Origin of the sequence: uncultured Rhodococcus sp., from assembly GCF_963525155.1 — a bacterium.
Taxonomy (GTDB): domain Bacteria; phylum Actinomycetota; class Actinomycetes; order Mycobacteriales; family Mycobacteriaceae; genus Rhodococcus_F; species Rhodococcus_F qingshengii.
In genome coordinates, this window is record NZ_CAURKP010000161.1 from 1 (window position 1) to 11,591 (window position 11,591).

The 11,591-nt window shown below is 60.8% G+C and carries 13 protein-coding genes; 8 read left to right on the top strand and 5 right to left on the bottom strand.

Translation table 11 applies throughout. The features are described 5' to 3' along the window. Together RWT78_RS23540 and RWT78_RS23545 are read right to left on the bottom strand one after the other, a co-directional pair. Positions 1-479: histidine phosphatase family protein (locus RWT78_RS23540; RefSeq protein WP_314681305.1), on the bottom strand; the 479-nt coding region annotated here is incomplete at its 3' end. Positions 480-493: 14 nt separating this feature from the next. After that, entirely contained in the window at positions 494-1,900 is a 1,407-nt protein-coding gene (locus RWT78_RS23545) for an FAD-binding oxidoreductase (protein ID WP_314681308.1), read from the bottom strand. A gap of 140 nt (positions 1,901-2,040) precedes the next feature. On the opposite strand from RWT78_RS23545, the gene RWT78_RS23550 reads away from it, so the two are divergent. Beyond that, positions 2,041-2,940, top strand: coding sequence for a LysR substrate-binding domain-containing protein (locus RWT78_RS23550; RefSeq protein WP_314681311.1), 900 nt, complete (start codon positions 2,041-2,043; stop codon positions 2,938-2,940). Between the two features lie 22 nt (positions 2,941-2,962). On the opposite strand, the gene RWT78_RS23555 is transcribed toward RWT78_RS23550, so the two are convergent. Continuing rightward, positions 2,963-4,042 carry a helix-turn-helix domain-containing protein gene (locus RWT78_RS23555; protein ID WP_314681315.1) on the bottom strand — a complete coding sequence of 360 codons (1,080 nt, stop codon included), beginning with the start codon at positions 4,040-4,042 and terminating at the stop codon, positions 2,963-2,965. Positions 4,043-4,051: 9 nt separating this feature from the next. Then, positions 4,052-5,023, bottom strand: a complete 972-nt coding sequence (locus tag RWT78_RS23560; RefSeq protein ID WP_314681318.1) for an alpha/beta hydrolase — start codon at positions 5,021-5,023, stop codon at positions 4,052-4,054. A gap of 93 nt (positions 5,024-5,116) precedes the next feature. Between RWT78_RS23560 and RWT78_RS23565 the strand changes: the two genes are divergently transcribed. From RWT78_RS23565 to RWT78_RS23575, 3 genes are all read left to right on the top strand, one after another. After that, positions 5,117-5,710: a hypothetical protein gene (locus tag RWT78_RS23565; RefSeq protein ID WP_314681320.1), complete on the top strand. Its 594-nt coding sequence runs from the start codon at positions 5,117-5,119 to the stop codon at positions 5,708-5,710. A 161-nt stretch (positions 5,711-5,871) separates the two neighbouring features. Continuing rightward, complete coding sequence (locus RWT78_RS23570; protein WP_003943226.1) at positions 5,872-6,300, top strand: YciI family protein; 429 nt, start codon at positions 5,872-5,874, stop codon at positions 6,298-6,300. 3 nt (positions 6,301-6,303) lie between these two features. Continuing rightward, the gene (locus RWT78_RS23575; RefSeq protein WP_054825059.1) at positions 6,304-7,578 is read left to right on the top strand and encodes an RNA polymerase sigma factor; all 1,275 of its coding nucleotides are present in this window, start codon (positions 6,304-6,306) and stop codon (positions 7,576-7,578) included. A 30-nt stretch (positions 7,579-7,608) separates the two neighbouring features. On the opposite strand, the gene RWT78_RS23580 is transcribed toward RWT78_RS23575, so the two are convergent. Continuing rightward, the gene (locus tag RWT78_RS23580; protein WP_003942828.1) at positions 7,609-8,022 is read right to left on the bottom strand and encodes a hypothetical protein; all 414 of its coding nucleotides are present in this window, start codon (positions 8,020-8,022) and stop codon (positions 7,609-7,611) included. A 154-nt stretch (positions 8,023-8,176) separates the two neighbouring features. On the opposite strand from RWT78_RS23580, the gene RWT78_RS23585 reads away from it, so the two are divergent. From RWT78_RS23585 to RWT78_RS23600, 4 genes are all read left to right on the top strand, one after another. After that, positions 8,177-8,347: a hypothetical protein gene (locus RWT78_RS23585; protein WP_007735738.1), complete on the top strand. Its 171-nt coding sequence runs from the start codon at positions 8,177-8,179 to the stop codon at positions 8,345-8,347. A 58-nt stretch (positions 8,348-8,405) separates the two neighbouring features. Next, on the top strand, positions 8,406-9,098 hold the full coding sequence (locus RWT78_RS23590) for a TetR/AcrR family transcriptional regulator (RefSeq protein ID WP_314681328.1): 693 nt from the start codon (positions 8,406-8,408) through the stop codon (positions 9,096-9,098). 145 nt (positions 9,099-9,243) lie between these two features. Then, positions 9,244-10,677, top strand: a complete 1,434-nt coding sequence (locus RWT78_RS23595; RefSeq protein ID WP_116057683.1) for a lipase family protein — start codon at positions 9,244-9,246, stop codon at positions 10,675-10,677. 139 nt (positions 10,678-10,816) lie between these two features. Continuing rightward, positions 10,817-11,515 (top strand): type 1 glutamine amidotransferase domain-containing protein, encoded by a 699-nt coding sequence (locus RWT78_RS23600; protein WP_003943085.1) that lies wholly within the window; start codon positions 10,817-10,819, stop codon positions 11,513-11,515. Positions 11,516-11,591 lie beyond the last annotated feature (76 nt).

Below are 11,591 nucleotides of genomic sequence, written 5' to 3' on the forward strand. Positions count from 1 at the left end.
ACGAATGTGTGTGCAAAGCCGTGGGTTACGACGATGTGATCGTGATCGAGATCGTCCATCAGTTCGCGCATGCATTCGTGAACCCTTGCAGCGATGTCGCGGCGGGTCTCGGCACCGGCAACGGGGCCACGGTGATCGAGGCGGTTGTTGTCAGGGGCCGGGACCTGCCGCTGGGCCAGCCACGAGTTCGGGCGTCCTTCGGCTTCTCCGAAGCTGATTTCGCGCAATCGAGTGTCTGCTGTCGCCGGAGCATCGAGTGTCCGGGCGATGATCGTGGATGTCTCGGTGCACCGTTCGAGGTCGGACGAGGTGATGCGGACCGCGCGCGAAGTTCCGGTGCGTCGTCGTTTCAGTGCTTCGGCGATCAAACCTGCATCGCGCCGACCAGCGGGGGTGAGAACCGAATTGTGCCAACCGCCGACTACGTCCTGCGCTGTGTGTTCGGCATGAGGATGAGTGACGACGTAAAGATCCTGCATGAGACCCCTTTTGCTTACCCGACTTTTTCCGGCAACAGTATTCCAGGATTGAGGATTCCACGGGGATCCCAGGACGATTTGATCAACTGCATTGCGGCGATGTCGGTTTCAGTGCGCCCCAGCGATATCCACGGCGACTTCGCGCGGCCTATCCCGTGCTCGGCGCTGATGCTTCCATGGTGGGCGGCGACGAGTCGGAACACCATATCGGTCAGTTCGTGTGCGACCCTCGGCTCGGCATCCAGAAGGTTCACATGAATGTTTCCGTCGGCGAAGTGCCCGAACAGGATTGGCCGCACGAGGGGGAATCGTTGTGCCAGGCTTTCTCGGAGGTTGTCGATGAACATTCCCATCACGGACAAGGGGACGGAGATGTCGAGCTTGACTACCGGCGTCGTCGACGACGCGCTGATGCTTTCGGTATGGCTTTCCCGCAGAGTCCACAGTTTTCGAGCCGGCCCAGGCTCGACCGTCGCGTCCTCGATGAGGTCGGCAGAGTCGGAGAGTACTTCGAGGAGCGACTCTTCCGTCTCGCGCGGTGATGACACCTCGATGAGTGTGTACATCGGTGAAGGGGTGCCGAACGGGCGACGGGCATCGGTGTGTGCGCAGACGAGGGAGATGCCGTCGTCGGTCATGATCTCGGCGGCTTCGACGGTCAATCCGCTCTGACGCACGCGATTACACAAATGAAGCGCTTGATCGACGTCGCGTACACCCGCGAGCACGACCTGGGTGTCGGTCGCCGGGGTGACCAGCTTCATCAGGACCTTGGTGATGACTGCGAGCGTTCCCTCACTTCCGGCGAGAAGTCCTGGAATGTCGTATCCGACATTGTCTTTGACGAGTGGAGTCCATCTACTCAGCACCGAACCGTCCGCGAGCACGGCTTCGATACCGAGTATCTGTGCGCGCGTATTTCCGTATCGGACCATGCGCGTCCCACCGGCGTTGGTTGCGACTATGCCGCCGAGTGTCGCGGATTCCTTTGATGCCAAATCGATTCCGAAGCGGAGACCGTGTGCCGATGCCGCCAGGTCGGCGCGAGCAACGGTCACGCCGGCGCCGGCTGCGATTGTCCGACCGATGGGGTCGACGGCTTCGATCGTCTCCAGACGTCTGGTACTCAGCACCACGGACCCAGCCGAGGCGATTCCACCACCGACCAGTCCGGTGTTGCCGCCTTGCGGTGTGACGGGAACCCCCGCGTCGAAGCATGCTCGAAGAACCGCAGACACTTCGGAAGTGTTGCCGGGGCGGATGACCGCGATCGCGTCGCCGATCCAACGTCCCGTCCAGTCACGTGTGTAGCCCTCGATCAGTTCGGGATCGGTAAGGACATGCGTGTGGCCGACGATCTCTGCGAGGGCGTCGAGAAGCCTCGCGTCTGTTGCAGGTTCAGTGAGTGTTCGGGGGTTCATGTGCAACCTTGTGATCGTTCGGGTGACAATTTTCGGGAGACAGACGGTGGATCAACGTGAACTCGATCCTCCGACCTCAGGTGATGCCGTGTCCAAGACCAAGTAGTGACACCACCATCTGTTTTTCTTATAATCGCCGTATGAACCTGCAGCGTGCCCGTTATCTGATCGCTCTGTCGGATCATGGGAGCTTCACTCGAGCCGCTGCGAACGTCCACGTCGCGCAATCGGCCCTCAGTCAGCAGATCAAGGTTCTCGAGCGCGAACTCGGAGTTCCGCTGGTGGATCGTCGGGGTCCGCAGTTCACCTTCACGGAAGCCGGCAAGGTGGCGGTACGAGAGGCGCGCTTTTTGATCGGGTGTGCGGACCGGGCGGTCGAACGAATTCGGTTGGCCGCGCGCGGTGTGGACGGAGAACTGCGCATCGCGTACACCCGTTCGTGGGCGGGCGGCGCAGTCGCGGATCTGGTCAGCACCTATCGAAGGCTCTACCCGGGCGTCGAAGTTGTCGTTCATCGTGGCACTTCGGCGCAGACTGTCGACCTCGTCCGAACCGGAGCCGTAGACATCGCGGTTGTTCGCCCGCCGCTCGATGAAGACGATCGAGAACTTCCCCTGATCGTCCTCGACACCGAACCTATCCTGGTCGCTGTGCCCGTGGATCATCCGTTCGGAGATCGAGCGACGCTCGAACTCGGAGATCTGGTGGACGTCTCCGTTGTGTTCTGGCCGGAGGCCAACGCCCCGGGGATGTATTTGCGTACGCTCGAACAACTTTGGCCAAACGGGGCGCCCAACATCGTTCGATTCGAGGCCGACGACGAGCAGGTGCTGCATGCCGTCTCGGACGGGGTGGGTATTGCGCCGATCCCCCAGGGCAGAGCGCGGATGCTCCGCATCCCAGGTGTCCATTTATGTGAGATCGCCGGTGAGCAACCAACTCTCGACGTGGCAGTGACCTACCGCCCGGATAATCCGAATCCGGCGCTTGCGCCGTTTGTTGCGCTCGCTGAACGCGAAAGATCGTCAACCACTGCGTAGTGCCTGTGATGCGCGGTGGGTCCTATCCACCATCGAGGACCAGCATCATGGCCGTTGCGCGTGCTCGGTTCTCGATGGAATCGACGTGGAATCCGACGTGCTGGGACAGTTTTGCCAATCGGTGCGCGACGCTGCTGTGGTGAAGATGCATGGAATCTGCTGCGGCCCTCAAGGTTCCGGACTGCAGGTATGACCTCAAGGTTTCGAGTAGTTCTGACCCCTGTTTGGTATCGCCGATCTCTTCGGCACGAACCAGATCCGGTATTCGCGAGTGATCGATGTGTGGTCCCGGCGCCAAGAGGTTGAGGGCGCCGAGATCGTCGGCGTTCACGATCGGTGTTGTTGCCGACGCCTGTGTACGAGCGAATCGTGCAGTGCTCAGTATTGTGCTCACTTCGGAAGCGGGAGCAGTCAAAGATATTCCGGCGCGTACGGATGACGACAGTGCGGCCACGGACAGCTCGGGTGTCGCTGCGAACGAACCCGTCACGAGATTCAGATACTCGCCGTCAGCGTCTATCCCAGTGGCTTTGCCAGGTGTGTAATCTGGCGAAATGACAAGGTGTGCAGCACCTTCGGCCGTGCCTGAGACTGCCTTGGTTGCCATTACACGGACTTGGGTATGGGGTTCGATACCGAGACCGGCGCAGGAGGTGAGCACCGCAAGTTCATCCATCGGGAACAACAGATTTCGAGTGTGCTCGGCTTCGGTAGGCAGACGTCGGGGTTGCAGAATTATCGCTGCGGTCAGGGCCATCCGGTCGACGAGCATTTCGTCGAGTGGCAAGCTGGCCCCGGGGCGTTCGATCCATACCGTTCCGAGAACCTCTTCGTCGACAGCGATGTTTCTGGTCATGCTCGGTGGGATCTGGGGTTCGGGTGACCATCGGCCGCGCGGATCGCAACGGCGCAAATTCTTCTTGCTTCTACCGCGCTCGACGATCTCGATACCCACGACGCAGTCCGCCAACTGCGCGCTCGCGCGAAGCAAAGATGCGGTGTCGGAGCCGTGCCGCACTAGGGCGTCGAAGTAATCGATGACACGTACCAGGCCTGCCGAGTCTGCATCGAGCTCGGCAAGCCGGTACATCAGTCCTTGCATCTCGCAACGCTACGAGACTGGTGACGGCGAACGCAACCCTCTCCTGAGCGCAGTGAGGGCTTCGGCGGCACCCCTTTCGCTGACCGCTGCGGTCGCGACGAGTGTCGACCCGTGAAAGGTTCCGGGGAAGGAGTGCAATTCGACGCTGACTCCCGCTTGCAGCAGCCGAAGGGCGTATTCGATTCCTTCGTCGCGGAGCGGGTCGAGTTCCATGGTGGACAGGTAGGTCGGCGGCAGACCTGTGAGGTCGGTAGCCCGGGACGGCGCAGCGTAAATGGAGACGTCAGGATGTTCGGGACCGGAATACGACTCGCCGAGATAGTACTTCCACGACAGGATGGCGTTGGGGCGGTGCCACAAGGGGGTGTCGACGAAGTTCGTCATCGAGACCGTCGCCAGACGGTCGTCGAGTGCAGGGATGTCGAGGAATTGGAATGCCACGGGCACAACCCCCTCGTCGCGGGCTTTGAGGACAGTGCCTGCGGCCAGTCCACCGCCTGCGCTCTGCCCTCCCACTGCGATGCGGCTGGGATCGGCCCCCAGCTTCTCGGCATGGGCGTGGATGTAGAGGAGCGCGGCATAGCAGTCGTTGACGGGGCCGGGGAAAGGGGTTTCGGGGGCGAGGCGGTACTCCACGTTTGCAACCGCGAATCCGAGTTCCCGCGCTACCTCGACGCAAAATAGATCGCTGGATTCTGCAGTGCCGATTGCGAATCCGCCGCCATGGATCCAGAGCAGAACGGGGACAGGGCCGGCGGTGTTGTCCGGGGTGAAGAAACGAATCGTGACCTCCGGATCGCCGTCCAGTCCAGGAGCGGACAGTTCACGAAGCGTGACTCCGTCGAATGACAGGTCGGCCAACATGGTGCCGACCAGAGCGTCGTAGGTGGCCCGTGCGTTGGGGAGGTCAGCGAAGTCCAATTTCGGGACCATGGTGAGTGCTGCAGCGAGTTCGGGGTCGAGAGTGGGGAATGTTGTCATGCACCCATCATCGAGCCTGGATGTGGCCTACGTCACCAGTGACTTGTAGGAAATTGGAGAGTCTTCCTCCGACACCCGTCGGATCTCCCTAGGATGACGCCGGTGGACAGAGTACATCTCGGGGTGGGTTCGAGCGATTCGAAAAGTGGGGCACGTATTGGTGGCCGACCTCCGCAGGTTTTCGCCGGTCAGGCGATTCTGAAGTCGCACGAGTACCTTCTGACGCTCGAGGCACACACGGCGCCGTGGCTCGGCGTGCGAGAGCTTTCGGTCTTCATCCGTCGAGGTTTCTCCATCGGCGACGACGACCTCGAATACCCGGACATCGGGGTCAGGGCAGTCCTGCACCCGCCGTCGTCACGAAGTGCGGAATCGGCGGGCAGCCATGCGGGCCTTGGCAGCGCGGCGTTGATCAGGATTCCCTCGGACGACGAGGTGATGCCGTTGGTGTTGATCGCTCCGCAACCGGTGCTCATTCAGAACGAACCGTCGTATGCCGAATCCGTGGAGGCGGATGGACACAGCTTCCTGTTCCAGATCAACGAAGAGGGGTGGCCGGTGGTTGCCGAGTCCCACCCCGATTTCGTAGAGGAGTACCTATTCGGTTACGGATCGCTGTATTTCTACGGGAGCACTGACGCGACCGGGCTCGTTCGCGAAGTTGTGCCGGGATTTCTCGACTTCTGACCGGCCCGACGGCCCGTCCGCCGATACCGTGGGCAGCGTATCGCGACCGGCGGTTATGTCCTCGGAAAAATTGTTTCGGAAGTTTGTCGATCGGTGAGTGCGCCGTTCGACGTGTAAGCAGAGGGACCGAACAGAGCGGTCCACGAACGAAGGAGATTCTCATGAAGTACATGCTGATCATGCGTTCCACCGATGAGGCCATCGAAGCATCCAAGGAAATGGACTTCGACGAGATCATCGCCGCGATGGGGCAGTACAACGAGTCCCTGATCAAGGCAGGTGTCTTGCTGGCCGGTGAGGGACTGGCGATGGAGGAGGGATTCATCGTCGATTTCGAGTCCGATCCTCCGCTGGTCTCCGACGGCCCGTACGGGGAGACGAAGGAGTTGTTCTCGGGATTCTGGATCATTCAGACGTCGACCAAAGATGAAGCCTTGGAATGGGCGAAGCGCTGCCCGCTCGGGCCGGGAAGCAAGCTCGAGGTACGCCGCGTGAGCGAGATGTCGGACTTCGATCAGGACAACGAGTACATCCAGAAAGAGGCCGGCTGGCGTGAAGAGCTCGGTACCGATCGTCCGGTCGCAGGCTGAACCATGACCGACGAGGCGGTGCGAGAAGAAACGAGAAAGGCTGTCGACGCGGTCTGGCGTATCGAATCCGCGAAGATTGTCGCCACGTTGACTCGCACCGTCGGAGATCTTGATCTCGCCGAGGATCTGGCCGCGCAGGCTCTGCTCGAAGCCGTCGAGCAGTGGCCCGCGACGGGGGTTCCGAGAAATCCCGCTGCCTGGCTGACATCTGTGGCGACACGACGAGCAATCGACGGGTGGCGACGACGTGAGAGGTTGGACGAGCGCTACGCCCACTTTGCGCGTGAACTCGAGAACGACGCTTCACGTTTCGACGACGTCAGCTGGGATCCGGACCGCATCGACGACGATGTCCTTCGCCTGATGTTCATCGCCTGCCATCCCGTGTTGAATCGAAAAGCGCAGGTGGCGTTGACGCTTCGGGTGGTGGGCGGTTTGACCACGGAAGAGATTGCGAAAGCGTTCCTCACGCCGACGGCGACGGTGCAGCAGCGGATAGTCCGCGCGAAGAAGGCGCTGACTGCCTCGAAAGCGGTTTTCGAAGTTCCAGGGCGAGAAGAGTTTTCGCGCAGATTGAGCGCCGTCCTCGGAGTGCTGTACCTGGTGTTCAACGAAGGCTATGCAGCCAGTTCCGGGGACGAGTGGATGCGCGCGGAGCTCAGTGCTGAGGCTCTGCGGCTCGCGCGAATACTCGCCGAATTGGTCCCCAGGGAGTCCGAGGTACACGGCCTTGTCGCATTGATGGAGCTGACAGCCTCGAGATTCGGCGCTCGGACAACCTCGACCGGTGAGCCCATCCTGCTGGCGGACCAGGACCGGACGAGGTGGGACCGTCTACAGATCTCGCGTGGGCTTGCGGCGCTGGAACGAGCTGACGCCGTCGGGCGTGGACGAGGCCCGTACGGCCTGCAGGCGGCGATTGCCGAATGTCATGCGCGAGCAGCAACTTTCGATGACACCGATTGGAAGAAAATAGTCATCCTCTACGAGGCTCTGGCGCAACTGGCGCCATCGCCCGTGGTCGACCTCAATCATGCGGCGGCGGTATCCATGGCATACGGTCCTGGCCCTGCGCTCGAATTCGTCGACAAGCTTGTCGCTTCAGGTGAACTGGCCGACTACCACCTGCTTCCCAGCGTTCGGGGGGAGTTGCTCAGTCAGCTCGGCCGATCCGAGGAGGCTAGAACCGAACTCCTCGAAGCGGCTCGGCTGGCCGGGAACGAGCGTGAGCGCGCTGTGCTGGTCGCGAAAGCCGATGCGCTGCTGCCGGATCGGTAGTCACGCGATTGTTAGTCACGCGATTGTTAGTCAGGGCTGAGTCGGATCATCATTCGGCACCATGGGCGGCATCCCGACTCCGTAGGGATCGAGCATGTCCGATACACGTCGACCCCACCGTTCATGCGCGGACTGACGGGTCATTCCCGCTGCGCGGCCGATGGTTGACCATGTTGCGCCGAATCTACGCAGGCTCATGACGCTTGCCGTCGAATCGATACCCGCGGCGAGCTGAATCCGGAAACAGGCCAACTGCCACGCCATCTGACGCTGCGCCGGGATGTCGGTGTCCTGTTCTGCCTCCCACTCAGGGCTGCCAGGTAAAGGATCTGTTCCGACAATCTTGTCTGCCTGAGTGCCGGCCTCGGTGATCGCGGCGTTGACCGTGGTGATCGCGGCGGTCTCGATCTTCGCGGTCAGGGCGCGTTCGATCAGGTCTTCCATGAGAAGTTCTCCTTTCGTCAGGACTAGCCTGACAGTCGCTGTTGAACTTTGTCAAGAATCCCCTGACGGAGTTCGAGTTTAATTAATGCACGATTTATTTGTGTACTATCTAAATAGTTTCCGGTTCTGTTGACCGTCGTCGAAGGGGTTGCTGGTGAAAATCGTGGTTTTGTCGTTCCTGGTGGCATTGACTTTGATGACGGTCGGGATCATCGCCGCGCGCAACCGCAGCACTCGACCTGCCGTGACCGGGGCAGTTACTGCGGCGTCAACGGTTCTCGCTGCCGCCTGGACACTTTTTGCCGTGGCCTTCGTATTGGCCTGATCGTGCTGCAGTGCCGGTGCGCCGGTAGTGGTGGTGAAGGAACTTTGCAGCAGGTCAGATGCGTTTTGTGTGCGGCGCGATGCCGCATACTCTGGCAGACGTGGCAATTGCTGAAACAGACAGAAACTACGGCGGAAGGTCGGTCGCGGCTCGCAAGGCCGAACGCCGTTCTCTCTTTTTGAATGCTGCTCTCAGCGTGTTTGCAGACCAGGGGTATGCCGGAAGTTCGGTGGCGGATATCTGCGCGTCCGCGAGTCTGGCCAGAAGGCAGTTCTACGACGAGTTCGGTAGTCGCGAGGATCTACTCCTCGCGCTGTATGACCAGATTCAACTCGACGCCAGAATTGCAATGGTCGACGCACTCGATGCAGAGCCTTCGGTCAATCTCCGTGACAAGGCAGCGACGGCCATGGCCGCCTTCGTCGAGTCGGTCGGAAGTGACCCACGACGCGCACACGTTGCCTTCATCGACGTCGTAGGTGTCAGTCCCCGGGTGGAAAAGCATCGTGTGGACCAACGTTCGGTCTGGGCAACATTTTTCGAGTCGATCATCAAAGGGATCGTGGGCGACGATTACGAACCGCCGGGTGGTTACCGGTGGGCGTCCACCGCCTTCATCGGCGCGCTTACCGCGCTGGTGCACCAGTGGAGCACTGCGGAGCCTCGTCCTCCCGTGTCGGTACTGGTCGATCTGATGACGGTGCTCTTGAATGCGTTGATCGACGACGCGCCCCTTCACGCCGACGAATAGGTCACGAACACCAGGGGATTGTAATCCGGCCCACAACGCTCTACTCTCGTCCTCAATGTGTTAGACACTCGCATCTAACTTGTGTGCTCGTGATGAGAACTGCGGCAACACAAGGCAATCTGTGCTTTTCCGGGGAGGAATTGGTATGGGACGACGCTGGACAACTGACCGACAACGCGGGGGCCTCGCAATTGCCGTGATTGCAGTAATCGGGCAGATCGGACTTTCGGCACCTGCCTCAGCGGCACCGGACGAAGGTGTTCCCGCCCAAATTCAGGTCCAGCCTGCCCTGCCGCCTGCGGTTGCACCGCCTTTGCCTGAACTGGACCAGGCCTTCTATGAACCGCCTGTCGAGGTCGTCGAATCCAAGCAACCGGGTGAGATCATCGCCGCTCGTGCGGTGAATCTCGGTACTCTCAACCTGATTCCGACCAACGTGGATGCGTGGCAGATCTCGTATCGATCCAATAATGCTGCGGGCGAGGCGATTCCTGCTGTCACCACAGTGATCAAGCCGCGTGGCGACACTCGCGATGGAGGCCCGCGCCCGCTGCTGTCCTTTCAGATGGCAGAGGATTCACTCGGAAACTACTGCGCACCTTCGTATGTCATGCAGCAAGGCGCGTTGCCGTGGCTGGTGACGGGCGCTGCGACCGGTGGGGCTCAATTCCTCGAAGTGCAGGCGGCACTGGCGCAGGGTTGGGCATTGTCGGTGCCCGATCATCAGGGACCCAATTCTTCCTTCGCCTCCGGCCCCGTCGCGGCCCGGATCACGCTCGACGGTATTCGTGCTGCTGAGAACTTCGAACCCATGGAGCTGCAAGGGCGGTCAACTCGCGTAGGGCTGCTCGGCTACTCGGGTGGATCGATTCCTACCGGTCACGCAGCTGAAATACGGCAGGCGTACGCGCCGGAACTGAATATCGTCGGAGTCGCCGAAGGTGGTGTTGCCGCGGATCTCGGCGCTTTGCTCGACAATGCCAACAACGCTCTCGGGGCCGGGATCGTCGCTGCCGGTGTAATCGGAGTGAGCCGAGAAGATCCTGAACTTGCAGGTTTCATCGATCAGCACATAAACCCTGCCGGCCGAGCGCTTTTCGCTGCCAAGGACAACCTGTGCATGCTCTGGACGTCGGCTGCAGTGCCCTTCCTCAACATCAAGGGCTTCCTCGATGTCCCGGGAGATCCGGTCCAACACCCCACGGTGAGAGCTGCGCTCTCCCGAGCTGCCATGGGTAAGTCTGTTCCTGACGTGCCGATGTACATCTATCAGTCGAATCCCGACTGGTTGGTGCCTGTTGGCCCGGTGAACAAACTTGTCGATACCTATTGCCAAGATCCTTCTGCGAGTGTCGTTTACACCAGAGACCACTTCAGTGAGCATGTCAGCATGGAAGTCGTCGCTTTGCCGAGTGCTCTACTGTGGCTTCGTGATCGGTTCGCTGGTGTGCCTGCTCAGCAGGGATGCAGCACCTTCGACGCTGGATCCATGGCGCTTGATCAGAGGACCTGGCCAGTCTGGGTGGATGCGGTCGGTGAACTCGTCGCAGGCCTGTTCGGCAAACCGATCGGGACCTGACGGGTGACGTGATTCTGCGGTGGTGAGGAATTCTCACAAGGGCAGCGTGTTGCACTGACTGGACGTTATTTCATTGATCGGGCCTTGAAGATGGTGTCTTGTCACCAATGGGTTCCTGTTACCGACGAAAGGTTGCGCGATGACAAAGCTGTTGTTTGCGGTCACTTCTGCAGATCACTGGACGCTGAAGGACGGAACACCCCACCCGACCGGGTACTGGGCGGAAGAACTGGTCGAGGCGCATCGCGTTTTCGTCGACGCCGGCTACGACATCGTGATCGCGACGCCTGGCGGTAAAGCTCCCGTTGTGGACGAGGGAAGCCTGGCGCCCGAGGTGAACGGTGGGCAAGAAGGCGCCGACCGTATGCGCAAGTACATCGCCGATCTGCAGCCGGTGCTCGATTCGCCGGAGATTCTGGAGAACGCCGATGCTGCCGATTACGACGTGGTCTTTGTACCGGGTGGGCACGGACCGATGGAGGATCTTGCGGTGTCGGCATCCTTCGGTGAGCTTCTCGTGAACTTCTTGGACGCGGACAAGGTGGTCTCGGCGGTCTGTCACGCGCCGGCGGCACTCCTGCCGGCCCAGAGACCCGATGGAAGCTGGCTGTTCGACGGCTATCAGCTGACCGCGTTCACCAACGAAGAGGAGACGCAGGCTGGTCTGGCGGACAAGGCTCCGTGGCTGCTCGAAACTCGCCTACGCGAATTGGGCGGCAAATTCTCGAAGGCTGAGGCGTGGTCGCCTTATGTCGTGGTGGACCGCAAGCTCTACACCGGTCAGAATCCGGCGTCGTCACGGCCTCTCGCCGAGCGGGTTGTCGCCGACTTGGGCTGAGCATGTCTTTTGGCGCCGCATCGAGGTCTCCTCGTAGGGGGGCTGGTGCGGGTTCTGTTGTCGCCAAAGTTGGTTG

What these genes read in the sequence shown, in the direction of transcription:
- RWT78_RS23565 (WP_314681320.1), top strand. Translation starts at nt 5,117, where the DNA reads ATGACGCCGGTGGACAGAGTACATCTCGGGGTGGGTTCGAGCGATTCG.
- RWT78_RS23595 (WP_116057683.1), top strand. Translation starts at nt 9,244, where the DNA reads ATGGGACGACGCTGGACAACTGACCGACAACGCGGGGGCCTCGCAATT.
- RWT78_RS23560 (WP_314681318.1), bottom strand. Translation starts at nt 5,023, where the DNA reads ATGACAACATTCCCCACTCTCGACCCCGAACTCGCTGCAGCACTCACC.
- RWT78_RS23580 (WP_003942828.1), bottom strand. Translation starts at nt 8,022, where the DNA reads ATGGAAGACCTGATCGAACGCGCCCTGACCGCGAAGATCGAGACCGCC.
- RWT78_RS23570 (WP_003943226.1), top strand. Translation starts at nt 5,872, where the DNA reads ATGAAGTACATGCTGATCATGCGTTCCACCGATGAGGCCATCGAAGCA.
- RWT78_RS23555 (WP_314681315.1), bottom strand. Translation starts at nt 4,042, where the DNA reads ATGCAAGGACTGATGTACCGGCTTGCCGAGCTCGATGCAGACTCGGCA.
- RWT78_RS23600 (WP_003943085.1), top strand. Translation starts at nt 10,817, where the DNA reads ATGACAAAGCTGTTGTTTGCGGTCACTTCTGCAGATCACTGGACGCTG.
- RWT78_RS23575 (WP_054825059.1), top strand. Translation starts at nt 6,304, where the DNA reads ATGACCGACGAGGCGGTGCGAGAAGAAACGAGAAAGGCTGTCGACGCG.
- RWT78_RS23545 (WP_314681308.1), bottom strand. Translation starts at nt 1,900, where the DNA reads ATGAACCCCCGAACACTCACTGAACCTGCAACAGACGCGAGGCTTCTC.
- RWT78_RS23550 (WP_314681311.1), top strand. Translation starts at nt 2,041, where the DNA reads ATGAACCTGCAGCGTGCCCGTTATCTGATCGCTCTGTCGGATCATGGG.
- RWT78_RS23590 (WP_314681328.1), top strand. Translation starts at nt 8,406, where the DNA reads ATGCGTTTTGTGTGCGGCGCGATGCCGCATACTCTGGCAGACGTGGCA.